Source organism: Dehalobacterium formicoaceticum (assembly GCF_002224645.1).
GTDB classification, from domain to species: domain Bacteria; phylum Bacillota; class Dehalobacteriia; order Dehalobacteriales; family Dehalobacteriaceae; genus Dehalobacterium; species Dehalobacterium formicoaceticum.
This window is the reverse complement of sequence record NZ_CP022121.1, coordinates 321,024-344,175: the sequence shown is the minus strand read 5'-3', so window position 1 is coordinate 344,175 and position 23,152 is coordinate 321,024. Positions and strand designations below refer to the sequence as shown.

Annotated in this window: 22 protein-coding genes and 1 pseudogene; 12 read left to right on the top strand and 11 right to left on the bottom strand. The window is 43.1% G+C overall.

Translation table 11 applies throughout. The features are described from left to right. The first annotated feature begins 33 nt into the window (after positions 1-33). The 10 genes from CEQ75_RS01720 (at position 34) to CEQ75_RS01675 (ending at position 9,706) form a co-directional block, all read left to right on the top strand. Positions 34-738 (top strand): thrombospondin type 3 repeat-containing protein, encoded by a 705-nt coding sequence (locus CEQ75_RS01720; RefSeq protein WP_089608809.1) that lies wholly within the window; start codon positions 34-36, stop codon positions 736-738. 123 nt (positions 739-861) lie between these two features. Further along, complete coding sequence (locus CEQ75_RS01715) at positions 862-1,542, top strand: response regulator transcription factor (RefSeq protein ID WP_089608808.1); 681 nt, start codon at positions 862-864, stop codon at positions 1,540-1,542. Positions 1,543-1,550: 8 nt separating this feature from the next. Next, positions 1,551-2,915 (top strand): sensor histidine kinase, encoded by a 1,365-nt coding sequence (locus CEQ75_RS01710; RefSeq protein ID WP_089608807.1) that lies wholly within the window; start codon positions 1,551-1,553, stop codon positions 2,913-2,915. Positions 2,916-3,086: 171 nt separating this feature from the next. Next, a complete protein-coding gene (locus CEQ75_RS01705; protein ID WP_089608806.1) occupies positions 3,087-3,815 on the top strand; it encodes a PepSY domain-containing protein in 729 nt (242 codons plus the stop codon). A gap of 136 nt (positions 3,816-3,951) precedes the next feature. Further along, the gene (locus tag CEQ75_RS01700) at positions 3,952-4,497 is read left to right on the top strand and encodes a phosphatase PAP2 family protein (RefSeq protein WP_089608805.1); all 546 of its coding nucleotides are present in this window, start codon (positions 3,952-3,954) and stop codon (positions 4,495-4,497) included. Between the two features lie 176 nt (positions 4,498-4,673). Beyond that, positions 4,674-5,801 carry an epoxyqueuosine reductase gene (locus CEQ75_RS01695; RefSeq protein ID WP_089608804.1) on the top strand — a complete coding sequence of 376 codons (1,128 nt, stop codon included), beginning with the start codon at positions 4,674-4,676 and terminating at the stop codon, positions 5,799-5,801. A gap of 51 nt (positions 5,802-5,852) precedes the next feature. Continuing rightward, positions 5,853-6,260 (top strand): DUF2000 domain-containing protein, encoded by a 408-nt coding sequence (locus CEQ75_RS01690; RefSeq protein ID WP_089608803.1) that lies wholly within the window; start codon positions 5,853-5,855, stop codon positions 6,258-6,260. A gap of 186 nt (positions 6,261-6,446) precedes the next feature. Next, positions 6,447-6,641 carry a hypothetical protein gene (locus CEQ75_RS01685; protein WP_198306605.1) on the top strand — a complete coding sequence of 65 codons (195 nt, stop codon included), beginning with the start codon at positions 6,447-6,449 and terminating at the stop codon, positions 6,639-6,641. Beyond that, positions 6,626-8,944 (top strand): ABC transporter permease, encoded by a 2,319-nt coding sequence (locus CEQ75_RS01680; protein WP_089608801.1) that lies wholly within the window; start codon positions 6,626-6,628, stop codon positions 8,942-8,944. Before CEQ75_RS01685 ends, CEQ75_RS01680 begins: the two co-directional genes overlap by 16 nt. Before the next feature lie 3 nt (positions 8,945-8,947). After that, on the top strand, positions 8,948-9,706 hold the full coding sequence (locus tag CEQ75_RS01675) for an ABC transporter ATP-binding protein (protein WP_089608800.1): 759 nt from the start codon (positions 8,948-8,950) through the stop codon (positions 9,704-9,706). A 9-nt stretch (positions 9,707-9,715) separates the two neighbouring features. Here the strand turns inward: CEQ75_RS01675 and CEQ75_RS01670 are convergent, their stop codons facing one another. From CEQ75_RS01670 to CEQ75_RS01645, 6 genes and pseudogenes are all read right to left on the bottom strand, one after another. Next, the gene (locus tag CEQ75_RS01670) at positions 9,716-10,975 is read right to left on the bottom strand and encodes a helix-turn-helix domain-containing protein (protein WP_089608799.1); all 1,260 of its coding nucleotides are present in this window, start codon (positions 10,973-10,975) and stop codon (positions 9,716-9,718) included. A gap of 406 nt (positions 10,976-11,381) precedes the next feature. Continuing rightward, positions 11,382-12,404: an MtaA/CmuA family methyltransferase gene (locus tag CEQ75_RS01665; RefSeq protein ID WP_089608798.1), complete on the bottom strand. Its 1,023-nt coding sequence runs from the start codon at positions 12,402-12,404 to the stop codon at positions 11,382-11,384. A gap of 25 nt (positions 12,405-12,429) precedes the next feature. Next, positions 12,430-13,815, bottom strand: a pseudogene (locus CEQ75_RS18795) (monomethylamine:corrinoid methyltransferase). Positions 13,816-13,834: 19 nt separating this feature from the next. Then, a complete protein-coding gene (locus CEQ75_RS01655; RefSeq protein WP_089608797.1) occupies positions 13,835-14,479 on the bottom strand; it encodes a cobalamin B12-binding domain-containing protein in 645 nt (214 codons plus the stop codon). A gap of 281 nt (positions 14,480-14,760) precedes the next feature. Next, positions 14,761-15,864 carry a GIY-YIG nuclease family protein gene (locus tag CEQ75_RS01650; protein ID WP_089608796.1) on the bottom strand — a complete coding sequence of 368 codons (1,104 nt, stop codon included), beginning with the start codon at positions 15,862-15,864 and terminating at the stop codon, positions 14,761-14,763. Between the two features lie 73 nt (positions 15,865-15,937). Further along, positions 15,938-16,957 carry a polyamine aminopropyltransferase gene (locus tag CEQ75_RS01645; protein WP_089608795.1) on the bottom strand — a complete coding sequence of 340 codons (1,020 nt, stop codon included), beginning with the start codon at positions 16,955-16,957 and terminating at the stop codon, positions 15,938-15,940. Positions 16,958-17,176: 219 nt separating this feature from the next. Between CEQ75_RS01645 and tsaA the strand changes: the two genes are divergently transcribed. Beyond that, positions 17,177-17,857 (top strand): tRNA (N6-threonylcarbamoyladenosine(37)-N6)-methyltransferase TrmO, encoded by a 681-nt coding sequence (gene tsaA, locus CEQ75_RS01640; RefSeq protein WP_089608794.1) that lies wholly within the window; start codon positions 17,177-17,179, stop codon positions 17,855-17,857. Between the two features lie 94 nt (positions 17,858-17,951). Further along, the gene (locus tag CEQ75_RS01635) at positions 17,952-18,200 is read left to right on the top strand and encodes a hypothetical protein (RefSeq protein ID WP_089608793.1); all 249 of its coding nucleotides are present in this window, start codon (positions 17,952-17,954) and stop codon (positions 18,198-18,200) included. Between the two features lie 18 nt (positions 18,201-18,218). Here the strand turns inward: CEQ75_RS01635 and larE are convergent, their stop codons facing one another. From larE to CEQ75_RS01610, 5 genes are all read right to left on the bottom strand, one after another. Beyond that, positions 18,219-19,049, bottom strand: a complete 831-nt coding sequence (gene larE / locus CEQ75_RS01630; protein ID WP_089608792.1) for an ATP-dependent sacrificial sulfur transferase LarE — start codon at positions 19,047-19,049, stop codon at positions 18,219-18,221. A gap of 62 nt (positions 19,050-19,111) precedes the next feature. Then, on the bottom strand, positions 19,112-20,314 hold the full coding sequence (larC, locus tag CEQ75_RS01625; protein WP_089608791.1) for a nickel pincer cofactor biosynthesis protein LarC: 1,203 nt from the start codon (positions 20,312-20,314) through the stop codon (positions 19,112-19,114). 7 nt (positions 20,315-20,321) lie between these two features. Next, positions 20,322-21,080: a nickel pincer cofactor biosynthesis protein LarB gene (gene larB / locus CEQ75_RS01620; protein WP_089608790.1), complete on the bottom strand. Its 759-nt coding sequence runs from the start codon at positions 21,078-21,080 to the stop codon at positions 20,322-20,324. A gap of 242 nt (positions 21,081-21,322) precedes the next feature. Then, entirely contained in the window at positions 21,323-22,129 is an 807-nt protein-coding gene (locus CEQ75_RS01615) for a LysM peptidoglycan-binding domain-containing protein (protein WP_089608789.1), read from the bottom strand. Positions 22,130-22,161: 32 nt separating this feature from the next. Continuing rightward, positions 22,162-23,040, bottom strand: coding sequence for a glycosyltransferase family 2 protein (locus tag CEQ75_RS01610; RefSeq protein ID WP_089608788.1), 879 nt, complete (start codon positions 23,038-23,040; stop codon positions 22,162-22,164). Positions 23,041-23,152: the final 112 nt, after the last annotated feature.

Genomic DNA, 23,152 nt, shown 5'->3' with positions numbered 1-23,152 from the left:
CTAAAAACAAAAATTAATTTGGGGGTAATGAAAATGAATAATAAAATCACTTCGTGTAAAACAAAAAAAACAACCTTGGCAGCGGCCTTAATTATTTCGCTTTCAATTGTTGTGCTTGCAGGCTGCTCATCGGGAAATAACTCTAATCAAGCTACTAATTCAGGTACAAGCACGAGTAGCTCACAGACTGCCGCAGGTAAAAGTTCAACGGATACTAATGGAGATGGCATTCCAGATTCAGTGGAGAAAACATATGGAACCAATCCATATGTTGCTGATACAGACGGTGATGGGGTTAATGACAAGGAAGACAAAGCACCTGTGGGGACTGAGAATTTAATAAAAGAGGCAAGTGCGGCGCAACTACCTATAAAAATCAAAGACGCTAGGGTTGAGGACAATGCGACTGCTGATCATCTTGAAATTACTCTGACCAACTCCGGAAATACAACTTTAAATAACTTTGACATCTATTATACGATTACGGATAAGGTTGACAAAACACAAGAATCCTATTATCAGACCATGAATGGTTTATCTTTGAATGCTGGAGAAACGAAGACGATTCATTTCGATAATCAGGTTAAAGAAGCCGGACACTATAATGGAAACATGAATGGGTTGTATGGAACTTCCGTTAACGGGCTGACATTTGATATACAACTCCATGCAAAAGGTTATCAGCCACTGAATTTTCAGGTTGAGAAAGCAAAGGGCACTGCCGAAGTAGCGGATTAAAAGTATAAAATAGGCGTAAAAAAGAGTATAATATATGATATTAGTGCCTAACATGAATAGATGAACTAAAAAAGGGATTGGGACATTATATGCCCTAATCCCTTTGCAAATGGGGTGATAAATTTGAAAAGCAAGGATATTCTTATTGTTGAGGACGATAAAGGGATTACGAGAGTACTGGAACTGGAATTTAAGCATGAAGGATATACCTATGATATAGCTTATGACGGAAAAGAAGGACTCGAAAAATTTCAAAATGGTCAATATGGCCTAATTTTACTGGACTTAATGTTACCCGAAGTCAGCGGCATGGAGGTTTGCAGAAAAGTACGCAAAATGTCCAGCATCCCAATTATTATGCTGACAGCAAGAAGGGATATTACAGATAAGGTTATTGGTCTGGATCTTGGTGCAGATGATTATGTGACCAAACCGTTTGAAATGGAAGAATTATTGGCAAGAATCCGGGCCGGTCTTAGACGAGGGAAAGCTGAGACCGGGGAACTTAAATTGTTGGGGCTTGCAGATCTCAGCATTAACGTTTTAACGAGAGAGGTCATAAAGCAAGGGAATCATATTGATCTAACCAAAACAGAGTATGACTTGCTGGAATATCTTCTGCAAAACAAAGGGCTTGTATTGACCAGAGACCAGATTATCGAACATGTTTGGGGTTATGATTTTGTCGGGGATAGCAACATCCTTGACGTTTATGTCCGCTATCTGAGGAATAAGATTGATTACCCTTATAAAACCAAACTGATTCTTACTGTTCGGGGTGTAGGTTATACACTTAAGGAGTAGCGATAGATATGAGTAAATTTAAATCATCTAAAATATCGCATAGATTAACGATTACTTATGCAATGCTTTTTTTTGCAGCCCTCGCATTGGTTAACTTTGCGACGCTCTTCAGCACTAATTATTATATCAATCAAACCGCAGCACAACAGCTTCAAGCGGTTGACCGGGTAATCATGAAGGAAATCAAATCTTTGAACGATATTCCCAAAATGGATCTAAAAGAATTTTCTCAAATTGCCAACAATGTAGATGTAAGCATCTTTTATAATAACAGGATGATATTTAACACAGGGGAGCAATACAATTTGCAGGAGGTAGGGGACAATGCCTTTGGTAAGGTATTTACTGCCGTATCTGGAGAAGATAAGATTATCTTTTTAAATGATAAGTTAACTTTAAATGATGGAGCGAGAATAACCATTCAAGTCGTAAAGGACATGGATAGTGAAGAGAATTTTATTCATGCACTTGCCGGGATCATGCTTTTTATTGATGGGTTTGTTTTCTTACTGGCAATAATTGTTGGTTATCTTATCAGCAGGAAAGCATTAAGTCCTATTGATAAGATTACAGATCAGGCGAAGCAAATCAGTGCGAGCGACCTTTCTGCCAGAATTCAAATAGATGGTCCGGATGATGAATTAAAAAGACTTTCAGATACCTTCAATGATCTGATTGCCAGAATCCAGTGTTCGTATGAAAAACAAAACCGTTTCACGCTGGACGCATCTCATGAGTTAGCTACGCCGCTGGCGGTGATCAAGGGCTATATTGATGTTCTCGACCGTTGGGGTAAGAATGACAGGGAAGTATTAAATGAAAGCATATCATCAATTAAGGTTGAATTAGCAAATATGACCGGTCTGCTGGATACCTTACTTTTCCTTTCAAAAGGCGATAATGAAATTTATAAGATGGAAAAAGCTAGATTCTTGATGAATGATTTAATAAAAGAAATTGTTAAGGAGAGCAATCTCGTCGATGAGAAGCATAGTATTGTTTGCAGCACATATCCTGAATTTCAAATTGAAGGAGACAGAAGATTAATTAAACAGATGCTAAGAGCGATCGTTGATAATAGCATAAAATATTCTCCTGAAGATACAAAAATAAATATTGATTACAGCGTAAGGGAAGAAATGGCTGTTATTGAGGTCTCTGATGAAGGAATTGGCATACCGAAGGAAGACCTTAGTCACATTTTTGATCGTTTTTACAGGGTAGATAAAGCCAGATCGAGATCCATAGGCGGATCTGGTCTCGGTTTATCATTAGTAAAATGGATTGTAGATATTCACAAAGGCAGCATTGAAGCAGAGAGTGAAATTGGAAAAGGTACGAAAATGACGATTAAACTCCCACTAGATTTCTAATCATAACCTAATATTTTCTTCTCATGGCTTTTTCAGCTGATTCTCAGATTCATTTTATTGTATTCTCATCTTCCGGCTTTATTATATGAGCATAGGAGGTGAAATAACTAGCTTGATAAGATGAAAGCAGTTAAACAAATGATTTTGATAATTGATTAAGGAGATGTAAAAATGGATAAGAAAAAGATTGCGACATTGGCTTTAGTGGGCGTACTTGCGCTTGGCGGAACGGGAACCGCATTTGCAATTTCTGCAAATTCAGCATCGCAAAATAACCCAAAGGCAATGTCGGACGAACAAGCTATAGAAACTGAAACACAGGACGAGAATGTTGTGTTGCCGACCGGCGGAATTGATCAGGCTAGCGCAGAACAGAAAGCCCTGGCATCAATTCCTGGCGGTGTAGTTGTAACAAGCGAATTAGAAGAAGAAAATGGTGCGATTGTATACGGAGTTGAAATTAAAACAGGGAACGCTGTTCATGATGTAAAGGTTGATGCAATTACCGGAGCGATACTGAAATCTGACCAGGATGGGGATAATGAATCAAATGAGCAGGGCGAAGAAAATGATGAACAAGAACTGAATGCTGCAAACACTAAGACATCAATCACTGAGGAACAGGCCAAACAGGTCGCTTTAGCTTCTGTGAAAGATGGAGTATTAAAAGAACTAGAGCTTGAAGATGAAGACGGTGTAGTTGTGTATGGAGTGGAAATACAGTCCGGTTCAAACATCTATGACGTAAAAGTCGATGCAAACTCTGGATCAATCTTAAAAATGGATCAGGACAACGAAAAAGACGAGAAAGGTAATATCGAAAAGGAATCAAAGAGTGGGGATAACAATAATGTCCTCCATGAAAACGATAATGAAGATTCTGACGGATATAAAGACTAAGAACTAAACCAGCTTAAATTCAACCTTTGCGCCCCTACTCCCATACTCCCATGAAAATGGGAGTATGCCTTTTCTTGATGTTTAACACACTAAGGGGCATTGGATTTATTTTATAACGGAATTATAGGGGTGACAAATGTTAACATATTTTAATAACCTGGATCAAACAATATTGTTCTTTATTCAAACAAATTTTCATATCCCAATATTAAATAAAGTAATGATTTTATCTACTGTAGCCGGAAACATGGGTTTCATCTGGATTTTGAGCTCTCTTTTGCTTTTGATTAATAAAAAAACGCGATATATTGGCATGGTAACCCTGGGGGCATTAATTTTAAGTACTATAATGGGTGAAGGAATCTTAAAACATATTATTCAAAGGCCTAGGCCGTATGTTGATTTTCCCTCGATCCATTTATTGGCAGGAAAATCTACGACATATTCCTTCCCATCAGGTCATACCACTACATCATTTGCTGCGGCATATGTTTTAACCAAATACTTAAAGAAATTCTCACTGATCATTTGGATTGTTGCAATAACAATAGCATTTTCGAGAGTATATTTATTCATGCATTATCCAAGTGATATAGTTGCAGGAATAGTTTTAGGCTTAATATGCGGTAAAGTCATATTGTATGTGTATGAGCATAAAATCAAGAATAAACTTATGATGTAAAATATGTAAAGCGGCCTTTTTTTGAACCCTTAACACTGCAATAACGTACTATACAGCTAGAACTTTAAGGCTTATAATATATTTATGTATAATTTTTGATAATGCAACTAATTGATTATTGATTATGGAGACAGGGTCTGACAGGGATGCAGGTATTTATGTAGGGGGGATGGCTTATGAGATCACGAGACATAAAAGAGTATGGTCTAAATATTGGATACAGTAAAGTTGGAATAACTTCTGCCGACAGTTTCACGGATTATGTGGCTGAAGTCCTTTCGCGAGGTGATAAATATGATTTTTTCGACTTCACATCAACAAATCCGCTTCAAGGAGCGATACCAAAAAACATTATGCCGGAAGCAAAATCTGTTATTGTCTTAATATATGATTATTTTCAGAATGATTTTCCAGAAGAACTTAAAAAAATGATCGGGAAAATCTATCTGGCCAGATGTTATAATCCTCTCCCCGGGATGCTGGCTCATTCAAGACTGGAATTGATGAAAGACTATTTATCTGCCAATGGCTGCAAGGTAAACTCATCCATTGGCATTCCGGCAAGATGGGCTGCCGCCCAAGCAGGCGTTACAACATTTGGTAGAAACAACTTTGCTTATGCAGGTGATACCGGCTCTTATATTGTTATCAGCACCATTGTTGTAGATATGGAATTTGATTATGACAAACCTACCATGGAAAGTAAATGCCCTCCCAATTGTAGTGCGTGCATAAATGCATGTCCAACAAAGGCAATCTATGAACCATTTAAACTAAATCCTAAAAGATGTATTTCATTTAACAACTGGATTACCCAGGATGGGAGAGGTTCAATTTCTTCATTCATTCCTTATGAATTAAGAGAAGCCATAGGCGGGAAGATCCATGGATGTGATATATGCCAGGATGTTTGTCTCCTCAACCAGAAAAAATTGAAGGCCCCAAAGGCAGTCGACAGATATATAGAACAAATTGCGGAGGATATTGCGCTGCCAGCGATCCTTAACATGACAGATGATTTTTTTATGAACAGAATCAAGCCAATTATGTATAACTATATTAAAGACAAACGATATTTTATGAGAAACGCTGCCCTTGCCATGGGCAACTCAAAAAATGAGGATTATGTCAAAGATTTAGAAATTGCAATAACAAATCCTGATGAGATGGTTCGGGAGTATGTTGTTTGGGCATTAGGAAAAATAGGCGGCCAATATGCAGAAAGAGTGCTGAAAAGCAGCTTGGCAAATGAATCGTCTGATAATGTTAAGCAAGCCATTAACCAGGCATTAGCTCAAGGCTAAAGCAGCTGTCATTTGAATATATATCAAAATAAAATTAAGGAGATTTTTTAGATGGAATTTGCTAACAAGATCGTAGTTATAATCGGAGATGACCTTTTGGTATGGCAAAAGCTAAATGTTACAGCATTTTTGTTAAGCGGAATTGGCGGGACTCACAATATTACCGGAGAACCGTATGTTGATGGTGATGGGGTAGCTTTCCTGCCCATGTCACAACAACCTATTATGATATATTCCGCAAGCAGCCAGGAGTTGAAAGAGGTGCTGAATAAGGCTCTTACCAAAGAGGTTAAGATGACTATCTATACTGAAGAACTTTTCAAGACCTACAATGATGTTGACAATCGTGCAAAAATTGCAGAGTATAAAACTGATGACCTGAACCTGGTGGGTATTGGCATGATTGGCAAGAAGAATCATGTTGATAAGCTGACAAAAGGACTTAAATTGCATGAGTAGATCGGCATTTTGACAGCGGTTCAAAGGGCTGATTGAAATTTCTATAAAATCCAGGAAACCGTACTTAATTATACTACTGCAAGCAACCGAATAAGGAAATCTGGCACAATGAATCGGGCGTATTTTCAAACGAAGATACGCCTGATTTGTGTCATTTTCGAACTCTGTTTATGTTGACAGGCGGAAATGCTGATGCTATATTTTTGCTATAACATCGAGCGTTTACTTGGCGTAGAAAACGGCAGCCTTTCTTCGCAGGTGATGCGGATATTCGGCGAGAAAGTGGCAGTTTGTGAATCAGTCCGGCAAATGGACGCGGAGGCTGAGCAGCGTGATGTCCGCACATTAGAACAGGGAGGAATGGGATGTATTACAGAATAATAAGAAATGACATCGGCAAGAACAAACTTATTACTGCCACGATCGTCGCGTTTGTGGCAGCAGCAGCTATGCTGATCTCGCTGGCGGCAATCCTGATCATAAACCTCGGTGGTGCGATCGACACCCTCATGGAGCAGGCGAAAACGCCTCACTTTCTTCAGATGCACACCGGTACGTTAGACGCGGACGCCTTGGACGCTTTTGCAAAAGAGCAGGCGGATGTGGACGAATATCAAATAATGGAGTTTCTCAATATCGACGGAGCGCAGATTGAAGTTTCCGGAAACACCCTTGCCTCAAGCGTACAGGACAACGGTTTTTCCGTCCAAAGTCCATTGTTCGATTATCTGCTGGATCTAAACGGGAATATCATACGTCCTGCGGACGGAGAGGTATATCTGCCCCTTATATATTGGAAGGACGGTTTCGCTGAAATCGGAGACATCCTCAGCGTGCATGGTCATCCCCTCACTGTGGCAGGTTTTTTGCGGGACTCTCAGATGAACGCATCCCTGTCGTCCTCTAAACGTTTCTTGGTCAGCGAAAGTGATTTTGATGTCCTGCGGCAGCAGGGCAGTATTGAGTACCTGATTGAGTTTCGGCTGCATGATATGGGAAGGTTGGGTGAATTTGAGAATGCTTATCTGTCAGCCGGTCTGCCTGCTAACGGCCCCCGCGTGACCTATCCGCTGTTCAGAATGATTAATGCGCTTTCGGACGGGATGATGATCGGCGTGATTCTTCTGGTAAGCCTGCTGGCGGTTGCAATTGCTTTTTTATGCATCCGTTTTACGCTGCTTACGAAAATCGAGGAAGATTACCGGGAAATTGGTGTGATGAAGGCTATCGGGCTTCGCGTGTCCGACATCAAGGGGCTATACCTGGCAAAGTACGCGGCGATAGCGGCAGTCGGCTGCCTGTTGGGACTCGGCCTGTCATTTGTGTTCCAGGGTGCGCTTTTGGAGAACATCCGCCTGTATATGGGGGAAAGCGGAAATGATGGCCTTTCACTGGTGCTTGGTTTTGCCGGATCGCTGGCAGTTTTCCTCGCAATCGTCTCCTATGTCAGTGTGGTATTGAGGCGCTTTCGGAAGATATCCGCCGCATCCGCGCTGCGGTTTGGCGCTTCCCAGGAGAACATGTCCGGGGTAAAACGACTGACCCTAAGCGGGCGTACATTCCCGCCGACCAATGTTTTTCTCGGTGTTAAAGATGTGTTGTCCAGAAAAAAGCTGTATGTCACCATGCTTGTGGTGCTGGTGCTGGCTGCTTTCATCTTGATTGTTCCGCAGAATCTTTATAACACCATATCAACGGCCGGCTTTGCCCGTTATATGGGCATCGGCCAGTCCGACATGCGTATCGACATCCAACAGACCATTGATATTTCCGACAAAGCGGCTCAAATCGCCCAGGTAATGGAACAGGATGATGACATAGATCAATTTGTCGTTCTTACCACCAAAGCTTTCACGGTGCGGGAGGAGGATGGCACCGAAGTCCGTTTAAATGTGGAGTTGGGCGACCACACCGTTTTCCCTATTGAGTATGTTAATGGTACGGTGCCGATTCTTGAAGATGAGATTGCTCTTTCCTCCATCAATGGGGATGAGCTGAATAAAACAGTGGGCGACACCATTTCTATTGTGACTTCGCTGGGAATGAAACAACTGACCGTAACCGGTATATATTCCGATGTAACCAACGGAGGCAAGACGGCGAAGGCTGCTTTTTCAGATGACGGTGCGGATATAATGTGGTGCGTAATCAGCGCGAGTTTTTTCGATCAGTCCCAGATTGAAGATAAGGTTGACGGGTATGCGCGGCGCTTTGAGTTTGCCAAGGTCTCCGATATCGCGGAATATATGGAGCAGACCTTCGGAGGCAGCATCCAGGCCATTGGCAAAGCATCTCAAGTGGCGGCTGCGGTCGCTCTCGTCATTACAGTTTTGGTGGTTTTACTGTTCATGAAGATGCTGCTGGCGAAAGATCATTACGCCATCGCTGTAATGAAAGCGCTTGGCTTTACAGAAAAGGATATCCGGACGCAATATCTGACTCGCTCCTTGTTTGTGCTCGTCTTTGCCGTAGCTTTGGGAGTGTTGCTGGCGAATACCTTGGGCGGGCTTTTGGCGGGGCTGGTAATCTCCTCATTGGGGGTTGCTTCCTTCCGGTTTGCCATAAATCCCATTGTGTCTTATTTACTGTGTCCCTTGGCACTGATCGCCGCGACCCTTGCTGCGACTCTGATTGGAACCGCCCGGACGGGAGAAATTAAAATAATGGAAAGCATAAAGGAGTAGGTCATGAAAAAAATTGTGATTGGAGAGAAGATCGTGAAATCCTTTGGGGAAGGAAAGGAAAAAACAAAGGTGCTGGATGGCGTTTCTGTTGAAATTGGTGCAGGAGAGTTCGTGGCCGTTATGGGACCATCCGGTTCGGGTAAAACAACGCTAATGTTTTGCCTGAGCGGTATGGAAACGATAAACAGCGGCAAGGTGCTGTTTGACGGTAAGGATTTAACTTCTTTCCGGGAGGACGAGCTGGCCGACCTGCGCAGGCGCAGAATGGGTTTTGTATTCCAACAGCCCACTTTGCTGAAAAACCTGAATTTGCTGGACAATATCATACTGCCCGCCCAAAAGGGCAACGAAAAGAAAGCCTCCGCGCTTACCGAAAAGGCGAAAAAGCTGATGGAAAAGATGGGCCTCAAGGGACTGGAACAACGGAATATTACCCAGGTATCCGGGGGGCAGCTGCAGCGAGCAGGCATTTGCCGCGCACTGATGTCCGACCCGGAAATTATATATGGGGATGAACCCACCGGCGCGCTCAATTCCAGAACCGCTCAGGAAATTATGAATATTCTGCGCGACATCAATAATGAGGGAACGGCGTTGCTTTTGGTTACACATGACACAAAGGTGGCGGCGCAAGCTCAGCGTGTTCTGTTTATGCGGGATGGGAATATCGTGAAGGAACAAACACTGCCAGGATTTGACAATAGCAACCTGGAATCCAGAATGAATCTTATAACGGAGGAAATACGCAAAACTGAAACTTAGTTGTAAAGGTTAAGCAACACTTAACCATTTTGAAGGGGAGACCCCTTCATAGCGTTTAAATACCTTGATAAAATGACTCTGGTCGGCAAATCCTACATTATTAGCGATTTGGGCCAGAGGCAGACCTTCCCGTAAAAATTGTTTACTGGCTTCAATCCGCACTTTATTCAGGTATTCCGAATAACTTTGTCCTGCGCTTTTTTTAAACAGATTGCTAAGGTAGCTAGGGTTTAGGGAAACAGCCTTCGCTACATCCTGCAAGGTGATATTCATATAGTTTTGGCGGATATATTCCATGGCATGGAGAATGGATTCATTATTATTTATGCTGCTTCCAATAAAAAAGGCTCTCTGAAAACGATCAGCCGTAGCATAGATGGTTTGATTCAAGTTTAAATAATCCTTTGCTTCCAGTAGTTGACGAATAGCAATATATTTTTCTCCAAAAACCAGTTCCTGATTAATATCCTTATTTTTGGCTATCTCAAGTAAGGCGAGGAAAACTTGTGCCCCCCGATGTTTGCTTTCTTCAAAAACCCTGTATTTAAAGATACTGTTTATGAAAGTGGACATGATCATTTCCAAAGCCTTTTTGTTAAGTTCAGTAATCGAATTGTTTTGTTTTGCGGAAAGAAGTTCAATTTCCTTTTGCATGACATAAGCTTCCCGTTCATACTCGGGGTAAAGTAACCGCTGAACCTCCTTGCGCAATTCCTTTATTAAAGAGCTTAGGATATAGTTTTTTTCCCGAAAACTATTCAAATTATTGGATATTATGGGGATTACTGCTCTTTGTAAGGTGTTGCTCAGTGCTTGTAAGCGCTCATCATCCACCAATGGCACACCCTGCAATAGATACTTGATATCATCGTAATGAGAAGACAACAATTCGTTTTGTTCCAAAAATCTGTTTATAACTAACTTGCCGGATGATTGGGTCAGTATTGGTCCGGAAGAGGCATAGTAAACAATTTCAGTTTCAGTAATAATCGGTACCGCAATATTTGAAAGTCCGTAAGGACAATCATAATAATGGGCCTCTCCTTTTTCCAGTGCCGGTTTGCAGCTGCCAAGATAGTCATGGGTACATACACCCTTATGGTCAAACTTTTTGATGAATTCACAAATATTATTACATTGGTAACAGCTTTTATCACCCGCACGTTTACCTGTTTGATCAAGGAGGTAACACTTTACCCCTGTTGCCAGCTCATAATCTCTAACAGCCGCTTTGATACAATTTAGGTTTTGGTAATGATCCTTAACCATAATCTTTACCTCCCATTTTACAGAAACACATATGAGTAAGCCATTTTCCTTTTCTGAATACTAATGCAAACCTAGCTTAATGGCCATATTTTCTATCCTTTAGAGATTCGATTTGGGAATTATACCTAAAATTCTATAAGAATTGCCTTTGCGACCCATGTTTGTTGGTTTTAACTTATAAATCTGGAATTTAAGTTACTGATCTGCAAAACGCGCATTTATGATATAATATTATACAATTGGAAGTTAATGTTTGTCAACTTGAGTATGCGTTGGGGGATAATAACAATTACTTATCATTAAGCTAAGTAAAATTTTAAAAAGGGGGAGTAACGCACATCAAAAAACGTGCTCTCTACTCCCCCCGGACACTTCGTATTAATAATGCTTAAAGCATTTATTTAAATTATCCCCGTTTAAAATCGGCTGCAACTTCGACCATAGCAAGAAGTTTATCCGTCGGTGTTGCCGGTGGTATCGAGCAAGACGGGGCCAGAAGATCATAACCAGCTTCAAGGGATTTTTTCGCTTCTTCTTTTACCGGTTCCGTTTCTTTACCGTAGAAAAGGGTGTTGACAGCATCAATACCACCCACAACAGTTACGGTACGGCCGCTTTTGGCAATTTTCTCCTTGATATCCTTGATATCAACTTTTGTATCCACACTGAAAGCGGAAACACCGCTGGTAATCATGTCTTCAACGAGTGGATTGATTTTGCCGCAGATATGAAGAATCGTGGGGATTCCGCCCAAACTATCCACAAGATTTTTAAGATGGGGATTAGAAATATCGTGGTAGATTTGGGGACTGATCATATCCATGGATGACATCATATCTTCGATTACGATCCCATCCGCTCCGGCGGCAATCAGCTCTTTGCCATAGATTTCCGATGCTGATTTTGCTACCTTCAGCCAGGGTTCCAGCTTCTCCGGTTCCATGACGGCAGCCATCATAATGTTCATTAGTCCCAGCAGGTTTGTGGCAACGCTGAAAGGTCCTACCACACCGCCCAGAACAGCAACTTCATCGCCTACCTTTTCCTTCAGGCTTTTTAATGCCTTGGCTACCGTTCGGATGCGTCCTTTTTCCACAAAATTATCAAGTGAAGGGGGCGTATCATTAACTTGATAGGGATGAGCGTCGATACTGGGTACCCCGGTTTTGCCGCCATCCTTCAAGGTGCAGCCCATAGCCTCTGACTCAATGGTCTGGCAAAAGGGCACACGTACGGCATCAAAATCAAGGATCTGATAAGCACCGACAGCCAAGCTAGCCATGACATCCGCATCAAAATGGGCTTCAGGCCAATAGGCACCAAGTTTCTCCATCTGCTCATAAGTAGCTGTTTGATTGGCACAAAACACAGAGGCGCGGTCTGTTTCTTTGCCCAGGAGGGCATTCATAAAGCGTTCTTTTTTATTCACTGAATCACCTACTTTGGCGGATTTTTCATTTCCCTAATTTAAGACCTAGTTTTTCCATGATAGCAGCTGCTTCGTCATAAACCTTGATATATTCATCAGAGGGGGTCAATGTGACAAGGTCATAGCAATCGTCGAATATTTTGCCTGCAGGAGCTGTCTTGTAATCTTTTTCATACATGCCGATCAACTCATCCAGGATTGGGTTAATAACATTGAGATCCACACCTGCGGAGGCACGGGCAACTTCCGCCATAAAACGTGCTTCCATTGGTGTATTGCAGTTGGTCGTTACCCCTTTAGCGGCGGCAACACCGGAGAGCAGCTCACGGCCGCTGGCCGTATCGGTGATCGCCTGGGCTGCCGTTTCCAGTAAGCACATAACAGTACAGGGACCAGCCATGGTATAGTATTGGTTAGCAAGCATCAGTTCTGTATTGGCGTTAATTGCCATGGCACAGTGGCCTGCCACTGCCAGAGCCTCTCTGGCGGTAGTAATTCCCCAGCGCACATGAACGGGACCATCCAACACATAATTAGCTTGGGCCATCACAAAAGCATTTAGCGTACTGGCTACGTCGCTAATGGTCGTCTCCTCGAGACCTCCGGCATAGCCTCCGTAGATGGGCATATGCTCACACATGATAGTTTGGTCACTCAATACATAATATGAACAGAAGGTGAGTGCACTGACATCAATCTTCAGTTCATTCAATTGAGAGACTTCATGGCTATCGGTGCGGCGCATTCCACCTTCGAAATCTGATGCAATGACACCTGCTGCGGAAAGAGATGTTTCACTCCCCTACAACCCCATGCCGCTGCGTCCGGCACGAGTTTGGGCTAAGCGCAGCATTTGAACTTCGGAGCGAACTGCTGCAATTTCCCAAGGGCTGTTGGGTACAGGGTCATGGCCGTGGATTTTCTGGAGCACACCGTTTACAATCGTATCCACGAGAGGTTCTTTGGCATAAGCTTCATGCATATTAAGAAATTGTTCTTCAGAGACAGGTGCGCCGGTGGGGCCGCCTTGAATAATGGGCGGGCGGCTGTCGGTATGTTTACGATCCTTCATCAAGACAGCATCATTGCCCTCGCCCAGGTAGAACTCTTTGGGAGCATCTTTAATGGCGGTAAGGATTTCTTCCTCGGTGTATTTGATCACGCGACCGGTATCAATACAATAGATGCCGGTTGTGGCCAGCATTTCAAAACCAGCTTTGAACAGATTATTGATCAGTTCCGGATCTGTGGGGATAATCTGCTTTTTGTCCATTTTAATATTGTATTTTTCTTTCAGGCGCGTAAGGTTCTCGGGAATAATCTTGTTATCCCACTCCGACTCACTGACCCGGGGACCTGTGATAGCACGGTGGTAAGCTTCGAATATTCCTACTCTTTGCTTATAAGTCATGGTCTCAACACCTTCCTTTTTATTTCACTAATTCTTTAGCTATTCTAACAGCATCGGCAGCATTGTCACCATAAGCATCTGCACCAATTTCTTTACACCATGCCTCTGTTACAGGGGCGCCGCCGAACATGACCTTAAACTTGTCGCGCACTCCGCGTTCAATCAGGCCATTGATTACATCACGCTGGGCAGGCATGGTTGTGGTCATAAGGGCAGAGCCTGCCACAACATCTGCGCCCCACTCAATGGCAGCGTCAATGACGGTGTCAGATCCCACATCACGGCCCAAATCTTTTACTTCAAAATTATTGGCCATCAGCATGGTCTTGACAATATTTTTGCCGATATCGTGAATATCACCGGCAACTGAAAAGAACAATACCTTGCCATTGCTCATTTTGGCAATATCTTCTTTGGAAATTCCGCTCTGTAATATTTCACAGGCATTTTGGAATGCTTGAGCAGCAATCAAGATCTGGGGCATGAACAGTTCCCCTTCATCAAAACGCTCTACAATCACACTCATACCTTCCGACAGTCCCTTATCGATCCCGTCCACCGGATTTATATTAGCTGCCATAGCTGCTTTGGCGGCAACAATAGCCGCATCCGGATTTAAATCTATTACAGCATTTTTTAAATCCTCAAATATTTTATCTGACACAATAACCCCCCCTTAATTTAAATAATGTTACACTGCAAAAAAAGGTCTTTGCCCCTCCTTTCTTTCAAAGTTAGATGTCTTGTCTTGTGATTAATAATAGCAATATTTTTGTATTGCTTTATTGTACTTTGTTTAGAACCTATGGTATTCTGTTTAGAATATTTGTTGGAATATTTAAACTATATACAATGTCTTGATTATTGGTACCATCTACCCCACCTGAAGTAAAAATAGGAACTCCCACTTATAGAAGTGGGAGTCTTGAATAAAGAATTATGGGTTTATTTACTTAATGGGGTAATGCGGCTGACAATTTTCTTAACTGTCGCATCAATTCCGGATGCATCCTTTAAATGGCTGGAAGGGATCCAAAAACTAAGGATATTATTTATATGCTTTTTCAGGTAAGAGTTAATAATTTGCGCTTCATCAAGATCCTGCTGAGTCAATCCGGAGCTGCTACTTTTAACTGACACAAGCTGATCTGTCAAAATATCTTTGAGACTCTGGATTAATTCACTTTGATCCACATGATTTGCTGATGCAGTATTTACCATTTTTCTATCAAGAAGTTTATTACCTTTAATCAGGAATATTTTATAATGCTTCTGATCAATCAAGTCAACCGCTAAGATGGTCTTGTTTTTGCTTGAGGATTGAGCTAATTGCTGTTTGGCAAATATATGCTTCAAGCCAAAGTAATAATCCCTGTAACGAGAGGCCTTTTCAAATTTCAAATCCTCTGCTGCTGTATTCAGTTTTTGCAGAAGCTCCGAGACGGCATCTTTATCATTTCCCTTTAACAGCCGGATTATTTTTTCCATGTGTATCCGGTATTCATCGGCTTCTACTTGTCCGGTACATACTCCCAAACAAGAACCCAATTGATAATAGAGACAACCATGATTTCTTTTTACTAATCCGGGGCCGGTGCATTTTCTGATCGGGTAGAATTCATTTAAGTATTGGATCGCCATATCCACCCGGTGCTGACTGGTAAAAGGCCCGAGATATACTGATCCGTCGTCGGTTTTCTGATGTACCCTCGTTACCTTGGGGAATTTTTCAGCGGGTATTTTTAGATAGATATATTTCTGTGGATTTTTCATCAATCGGTTATATCTCGGTTGCAATTCCTTGATCAGACGGCATTCATCGATTAAGGCGTCCAATTCCGTATCGGTAACCAAATAGTTAAAGGCATCAATGTGCCCGATCATCTCCGCAACTTTTGGTGCCCTGTCTTTTTGGTTGTGAAAGTATTGGGAAACCCTATGCTTTAAATTTTTTGCCTTCCCCACATAAATGATATTTCCTATTGCATCCCTCATCATATAGACACCGGGGTTTTGGGGCAGTTCCTTAGCCGTTTCAAGAAGATTCATGGGGTGCTCCTTCTCCTGTCAGATCATGTTTTGTCCGGTTTAAAAACTCGCCAATGATGGCGAGTTTGAATTTTTACTGCCCAAGGATCTCCCTCAAAACATCTATCCCGTGTATGAAACCCAGCAGTTGATCTTCTGTACTGATCAAGTCGGTTCTTTTTTTAAAGTATCTGTTAATTTTTTTAGCATATGGCATCATTTCATCATCAGTGGCGGAGAGGAAATCGGTGATGCCTTTATCATCATATACGGCGTGCAGATAGGATGATACGAGATATTTTAAATCGCTGAGAATAGAATCCTCCACCCAGTAGTCGATATGGGTGAGAGTGATCTTCTTTTCCATTAGCCTTGTGTATAATTCTAAACCATCTTCGTTAGACTCCCAGAAGTCCACATAGACATAGTCAAACCGGTTCAGGAACTCTTCATTATAGTAGTCGAAGGCATTGCCATGAATAATTTTCAGATTCTTGTTAGTCTTAAACTGGGGTCTGATATAGATTTCAAACAAATCGATGACATCCTGATTGAACTCAACGACGGTGACATCCTCCACTTCATCCTTCAACAGCCAAAGATAGGGAAGAACTCCGATGCCGAGGCCAAAAGTTAGACATTTCCCATGGCCTCTCTTGATACCCGGCTTCATGCTCTCAATTTCACTAACGGAAGGGGACATCCATACTTTATCTCCTTCCATCAAAACCGGTAAATCAATGTCGCTTTCAAAATAGCCCATGGGATGGTGGTGGAATAGGTATTTTCCCAAGGGCTGGTGGAAGTTCATGTTGATTAGGGTTCTTTTTTTGATGGTGGCTTTATCATATTTCACGGTAGGGGAACTCACCTCTTCAAGGTGGATATCTCTAAAATAAGGATTCTCGGATAGAATTTTCACATCGTATTTCAGGCCTTCGTGAGGTATCCGATATTTTTTTAGAATTTTAATTAGTTCCTTTTCCTGCCTCGGTGTAAGAATCTTCCCCGTATAATTCAGAACGGCCGATAGATAGTCACTCATATCCACCATGGAGATGAGAAGATTTTTCATGGCTAGATCCTGTTCTATATTTCTTTCAAATTTAATCATATCTAACCTCATAACTTCATAACTTCATAACCTCATAACTTCATAACTTCATAACTTCATAACTTCATAATTGGAATAATCTTATTTGATACTTAATCATAACATGACTTCGCTTTAGATGGCAAAGCATAAGATAGTTGACAATTGTCAAAAATTAAAAGTATCATATAAGATATCCTAATCGGAAAATTAAGCGGTATTTATCAGGAGGTTTCATTCATGGAAATAATCGCCCGGATTCATACAGATTTCCCCACCAAGTTCGGGATTCCCCGGCAAAGCGGTCTTGTAGATGCCCTGAAAGGGATGGTCGTGTTTGAACCGGCATATCGCAATCCTGACGCACTAAAGGGATTGGAAGGGTTCTCTCATATCTGGCTTATCTGGGCGTTTTCTGAAACGGTGCGGGACACTTGGTCGCCTACGGTGCGTCCGCCGCGACTTGGAGGCAACAAACGTACAGGCGTTTTCGCCACCCGTTCTCCGTTCCGTCCCAATCCCATCGGACTTTCCGCTGTCAAGCTTGACGGTATTGAACTTCTTCCCGACCTGGGCCCGGTTCTGCATGTTTCAGGTGCCGATTTAATGGACAACACTCCAATTTATGACATCAAACCTTATCTTCCTTATACGGATAGTCATCCGGAGGCAGTGGGGGGATTCGCTGATGAGTTGGAAGATGCTAAGTTGGAGGTGGAATTTCCTGATCAATGGCTGCATATCATTCCCGATGAACTGCGGGAAGCACTCCTGGGTGTACTAGCCCAGGATCCCAGGCCATCCTACCAGAACAATCCGGAGCGGGTGTATGGCCTTGACTTCGGGAAATTTGACATCAGGTTTACGGTACGGGAGACCCTGCTGACCGTCTGCGAGGTTGTGATCAGAGAGTTACCTTAGGCCCCTTTTTTTCTGGTAAATAAAATCGAATTAGGATATGATGAAGAAGAAATAAATCTTCTTTAAAGCGTGTGAAGGAGGAACTATAAGGATTATGATGTATCCAAATTATCGGATAGACGGAAGCACCAGGTATATCCTGTTTCAATTAGTCCAAAAATGTCTTGACCTAAATCTGGAGAATTTTAGCTTTTGTTATGACCAGGAGGGTGTTTATTTTTATTTGACGGAGCATGAAGATTATTGGCAGCTTGAGATAAAACAGCCGGATGCTGGAACCACTGATCTTTTTCAAATCCAGGATGATTCCATTTCCTATAAGGGGTCAACAAGAAAAGAGTAAATGATTTTTGAGATAACTTTATTCTAATTCTTTGGTATCTGACAAGGTCTGATTCATGCTGCCCATTTGATATCCGGTGAGATCCAGGGTCACATAAGTGAAGCCCAGGTTTTTTAATTTCTCCGCAATGTGAGCCATCCTGGTCGGCTCTAAAAGAAGAGGAACAGAGGAGGTTTCCACCTCGATCCGTGCTAAATTGCCATGATGACGCACCCGGACTTGCCCGGGGGAAAATTGGCGGATAATCTCTTCCGCCAGTTCAACCTGTTGTAGATTTTCTGCCGTGATGGGTAGTCCATAAGCTAGGCGGGAAGCCAGACAGGCCGCCGCCGGTTTATCCCAGACCGGTAATCCCCAATTTTTAGCCCCTGCCCGAATTTCCTCTTTGGAAAAGCCAATTTCCAGAAGAGGGCTTTTCACTCCCGCCACTTCCGCCAGACCTTTCATGCCGGGACGATAATCCCTTAGATCATCAGCATTACTACCTTCAATGACCCAGTTATATCCTTGTTCTTCTGCCCAGGAGCGCAGCTTAAGAAATCGATCTTTTTTACAATAATAGCAGCGATCAGGGGGACCGGCGGAAAATTTGCTATTGTTTAATTCGTCGGTTACGATAAATTGGTGCCTGATCCCGATTTGAGCGGCCATTAAGCAGGCATCTTGCTTTTCCCGTTGGGAAAAGGTGGGGGAGTCAGCTGTAACCGCAAGGGCATTTTCCCCAAGTGCCCGGTAGGCAACGGCAGCCAAAAAGGTACTGTCTACTCCACCGGAAAAAGCAACGACTACTTTACCCAATTTGTTTAAATAATCCTCTAGTTGGGCTATTTTTTCAGGATCGATTTCCATAGTATCCCGTCCTTTCTCGCAGACTAACGTGCGTTGAATAATCTTCCCGCTTTATTAAAACTCTATTTCTTCTGATTTTTCTTCAGGAGCTGATATCCTTTGGCTTGTGCTTCCAGGTAAATATCCTTTAATGGGATGCCGGTTTTCTCTGCCAGTAGACGGCAGTCCTCGTACTCGGGGCTAATATTTAAAATTCCGGCACCGGCTTTTCCTATTTTTATCCGAACAGATCCTAAACTTGTTTCTACAGTGTGTAAGGCACGATCCAGCGTATATCTTGCTACAGGATGTGTTCTGATACCAATGGTTGTAGATTCGGCAAAGAGGACATCCAAGAGGGGCTGGTGGTTGGCCAGACGGCTGGTAATGGTGACTAAGATACCCGGCCGATTTTTTTTCATTTGAATAGGGGTAAGAAAAACGTCGGCAGCTCCCGCCTGAAAGAGTTTTTCCATGAGAAAGGGATAAAATTCAGGATTCATATCATCAATGGTTGCTTCCAGAATAGCCGCCGTCTCCTGAGCCGGTGATGGGGGCTTCATTTCCCCCAGATACAGACGCAGTACATTGGGGATCGGCAGCTCCCAGGTACCGGCTCCATATCCGATGATCTCCGGTGTCAAGGGGGGTAGGGGGCCAAATTCATCGGTCAGGGTTGTAAGGATTGCAGCTCCCGTGGGGGTGACCAGTTCCCCCTTAACCTCCGTACTGTAAATGGGGATGCCTTTTAACAATTGGGCTGTGGCCGGAGCCGGCACAGGCATCATGCCATGGGCGCATTTGACCATACCATGGCCGACATGGAGAGGAGAGGCTGAGACTCTTTCAATGCCCAGGTAATGATAGCAGATAGCTGCCCCCACTATATCGATGATAGCATCCACACCGCCCACCTCATGAAAATGAACCTCATCCAGGGAACAGCGATGCACCGTTGCTTCTGCATCCCCCAAACGCTGAAAGATCTCCAGAGACAGCTTCTTTACCCTGCCGGCTAAGGAACTTTGTTCTATCAATTCACGGATATGGTGAAGATGACGAGAATGAGGTTGATGATCCTGATCATGGCAGGGTTTAACGTCAAAATAACAGGCGCCAATACCCTGTTTGGTGACGTTTTTTGTAATTAGTTGGTATTCATTGTCCAATGGCAGCTTAGCCAGTTCACATTTCAGATAATCCAATGGCATACCGGCGGATAGAAAAGCGCCAATGATCATATTGCCGCTGATGCCGGAAAAGCAATCAAAATAGGCTGTTTTCATGTTCCTTTCACCTCGGATCTTCGTTTATGATGGCAGCCAGCCTGCCTGCGCCAAAACCATTATCAATATTGACCACCCCAACACCGGCGGCACAGCTGTTTAACATGGATAAAAGGGCGGAAAGACCTTGAAAATTAGCGCCGTAACCAATACTGGTAGGTACGGCAATCACCGGGCGGGAGACGAGACCCCCTACGACGCTGGCCAAAGCCCCTTCCATCCCGGCCACGGTAATCAAGACATTGGCTTGCCGCAGCTTATCATTATGGGCCAGGAGCCGGTGAATGCCCGCCACTCCCACATCATAGAGGCATTCCACCCGATTCCCCATAACCTCTGCTGTAAGAGCCGCTTCTTCTGCCACCGGCAGATCGGCGGTTCCGGCACTCACTACTAAAATCAACCCTTTATTTTTCTTGACGGGATTGCGATTGACTACCACCATGCGGGAGAGGGGATGATATTCTGCATTGGGGCAGACTTCTTTAATCGCTCGAAAGGCTTTTTCGTCGGCTCGGGTTCCCAGGAGATTCATGTGATGCTGTGCCAGATAAGCCATAATGTCCTGAATTTGTTCCGGGGTTTTCCCCTGGCAGAAGATGGTTTCCGGATGATTTTGACGCAGCTCACGATGCTGATCGATTTTTGCAAAACCCAGATCCTTAAAAGGCAGATCTCTTAATTCTTCTAATCCTTCTTCAATACTCATTTCATTATTTTGCACAGCCTGCAGCAGCTTTTTCAATTTTTGTTCCTGATGTTCCATGGCTGAATTGTCCTCCTGATTTCATCACCGTTTCATTTATATTAGGGAATACTGGATATCCTTAATATTATAGCAAGAAATGCTTAAGTTCACTATACCCATTAATAGGGTTATTGGCAACAGATAAGGTGTAGTAATTGATTGACAATAAAAGGCTGTAAACTATGATATCCATGGTTTACAGCCCATTTATCAGGTGCATATCTTTTGTTATCAGTTATTATTGCTCATCGTAATATTGTTTACCGGGGGATCAATAAGCTTTGACCGGGGGCAATCATATCCGGGTCTTCAATGTTATTCAGATCTACAATAGCATCCACAGTGGTGCCGAAACGAAGCGCAATAGCATAGAGGGTATCTCCGGATCGCACGATATAAGTTCTAGGCGGACGAGGGGTCGGAGTAGGTGTAGGTGTTGGCGACGGAGTGGGCGTTGGTTGCGGAATCCGTAAACGTTGACCGGGAGCGATCATATCCGGGTCTTCAATGTTATTCAGGTTCACAATGGCATCTACGGTGGTGCCGAAACGGAGCGCAATGGCATAGAGGGTATCTCCGGGCTGCACAATATAAGTTCTGGGCGGACGAGGGGTCGGCGTAGGTGTAGGTGCAGGTGTGGGTGACGGAGTAGGACCCGGCGTAAAAATGAAGAGACGTAGACCAGGGGCGATCATATCCGGATTCTGGATGTTATTCATAGTTACAATAGCGTTCACTGTGGTGCCGAAGCGTTGAGCGATGGTGTAAAGAGTATCACCAGGCTGTACAACATAGGTTCGTATGGGGCTGCGGGCGTTTTCCGCATCTAATTCTTCGGAAGAACCAAATTCAGGTTGGGGCAGCGAGGGATTATCGTGGGTTCGGATGAATTCGGTAGGTGCTGTTTTACGAGCTGTAGCGTATTGGGGGACCATGATGGGCTGGTAAGTAAAAATCCGATCCAGATCCAGGTTTTTATTGATGGTTAGCAGCTCTTCTACCGTGGTATGGAAACGTTGAGCAATATTATATAGGGTATCACCGGGTTTAAAAAAATATATTTTCATGGTTTAACCTCCTTGTATTATAGGCCTAAAGCCTAAAAAGAGACAGAAAACTTGTGAAATAGCCAATCATCATCAAATAGACGCTTGGAAAAATTATTTTGCCGCTGGAGCCAGGCATCACTAAGCATAATGTCTGCAAAAATTTCTTCGGCTTGAGGAAAAGTTATTATTAGTTGAAGAAGTTTTTTAATACGCTGGGGATTAAGATGGCAGAGAGCAATGCGCAAGTAATTGTAATAAATATTTTCCATGGCAATAGCATAGGGATGTTTTTCGCGGAAGATATGCTGGATGGTAACCTCCGGAGTAACGAGAACTTGGTACCCCAAGAGCCAGTATCTTAAAGACAGCTCCACATCCTCATGTCCCCATACCCGTAAACCCTGGTCAAATCCCCCTGCTTCACGGAAAACTTTTTGCGGGATCATGGCACAGGCACCGGGAGCGATTAAAGCCGGGGCCGTCTGTATTGGAGCAGGAAGCCATTCCACGCCGAAGGAATCGGTTAAGGTAAAGCCAAAGCCTACCGCATCAGAATTATGATAGGATGAAATACCGGGAGCAACAATACCGATTCCCGGTTCATCAAAACAAACTAAAAGCTCTTCCAACCAATAAGGCTGGACAAAGATATGTGCATCACAAAAAAGTAGATATTTTCCCCGGGCATGCAGGGCACCTATGTTCCGGGCATAACAGGCACCTTTTCCGTGAGAATTGAGCAAGGTGATTTTTTGATTTGGAAAATCGGATATCAGGGTTCGACAACAGTGATCTGTGGAGCCATCATCAACAACAATGATTTCAAATGCCAAAAAGGTCTCATTGCTAATCATGGATTTAATTGTATGAGTAATGTTTTTTCCTTCGTTACGACAGGGGATGATGATGGATATTTCTGGCGGAGCCATAGTACACCTCCTTCCAATACTGATGTCCCTTTTATGATATGTAAAAAAGAATTGAATGTGAGGTGATGACTTGTACCTATTTATGGCTAATTAATATGCCGGGGAAATGAGG

Coding starts and splice junctions, on each gene's coding strand:
- CEQ75_RS01720 (WP_089608809.1), top strand. CDS start 34: ATGAATAATAAAATCACTTCGTGTAAAACAAAAAAAACAACCTTGGCA.
- CEQ75_RS01710 (WP_089608807.1), top strand. CDS start 1,551: ATGAGTAAATTTAAATCATCTAAAATATCGCATAGATTAACGATTACT.
- CEQ75_RS01705 (WP_089608806.1), top strand. CDS start 3,087: ATGGATAAGAAAAAGATTGCGACATTGGCTTTAGTGGGCGTACTTGCG.
- CEQ75_RS01700 (WP_089608805.1), top strand. CDS start 3,952: ATGTTAACATATTTTAATAACCTGGATCAAACAATATTGTTCTTTATT.
- CEQ75_RS01695 (WP_089608804.1), top strand. CDS start 4,674: ATGAGATCACGAGACATAAAAGAGTATGGTCTAAATATTGGATACAGT.
- CEQ75_RS01690 (WP_089608803.1), top strand. CDS start 5,853: ATGGAATTTGCTAACAAGATCGTAGTTATAATCGGAGATGACCTTTTG.
- CEQ75_RS01685 (WP_198306605.1), top strand. CDS start 6,447: ATGCTGATGCTATATTTTTGCTATAACATCGAGCGTTTACTTGGCGTA.
- CEQ75_RS01680 (WP_089608801.1), top strand. CDS start 6,626: ATGTATTACAGAATAATAAGAAATGACATCGGCAAGAACAAACTTATT.
- CEQ75_RS01675 (WP_089608800.1), top strand. CDS start 8,948: ATGAAAAAAATTGTGATTGGAGAGAAGATCGTGAAATCCTTTGGGGAA.
- CEQ75_RS01670 (WP_089608799.1), bottom strand. CDS start 10,975: ATGGTTAAGGATCATTACCAAAACCTAAATTGTATCAAAGCGGCTGTT.
- CEQ75_RS01650 (WP_089608796.1), bottom strand. CDS start 15,864: ATGAATCTTCTTGAAACGGCTAAGGAACTGCCCCAAAACCCCGGTGTC.
- CEQ75_RS01645 (WP_089608795.1), bottom strand. CDS start 16,957: ATGATTAAATTTGAAAGAAATATAGAACAGGATCTAGCCATGAAAAAT.
- tsaA (WP_089608794.1), top strand. CDS start 17,177: ATGGAAATAATCGCCCGGATTCATACAGATTTCCCCACCAAGTTCGGG.
- CEQ75_RS01635 (WP_089608793.1), top strand. CDS start 17,952: ATGATGTATCCAAATTATCGGATAGACGGAAGCACCAGGTATATCCTG.
- larE (WP_089608792.1), bottom strand. CDS start 19,049: ATGGAAATCGATCCTGAAAAAATAGCCCAACTAGAGGATTATTTAAAC.
- larC (WP_089608791.1), bottom strand. CDS start 20,314: ATGAAAACAGCCTATTTTGATTGCTTTTCCGGCATCAGCGGCAATATG.
- larB (WP_089608790.1), bottom strand. CDS start 21,080: ATGGAACATCAGGAACAAAAATTGAAAAAGCTGCTGCAGGCTGTGCAA.
- CEQ75_RS01615 (WP_089608789.1), bottom strand. CDS start 22,129: ATGAAAATATATTTTTTTAAACCCGGTGATACCCTATATAATATTGCT.
- CEQ75_RS01610 (WP_089608788.1), bottom strand. CDS start 23,040: ATGGCTCCGCCAGAAATATCCATCATCATCCCCTGTCGTAACGAAGGA.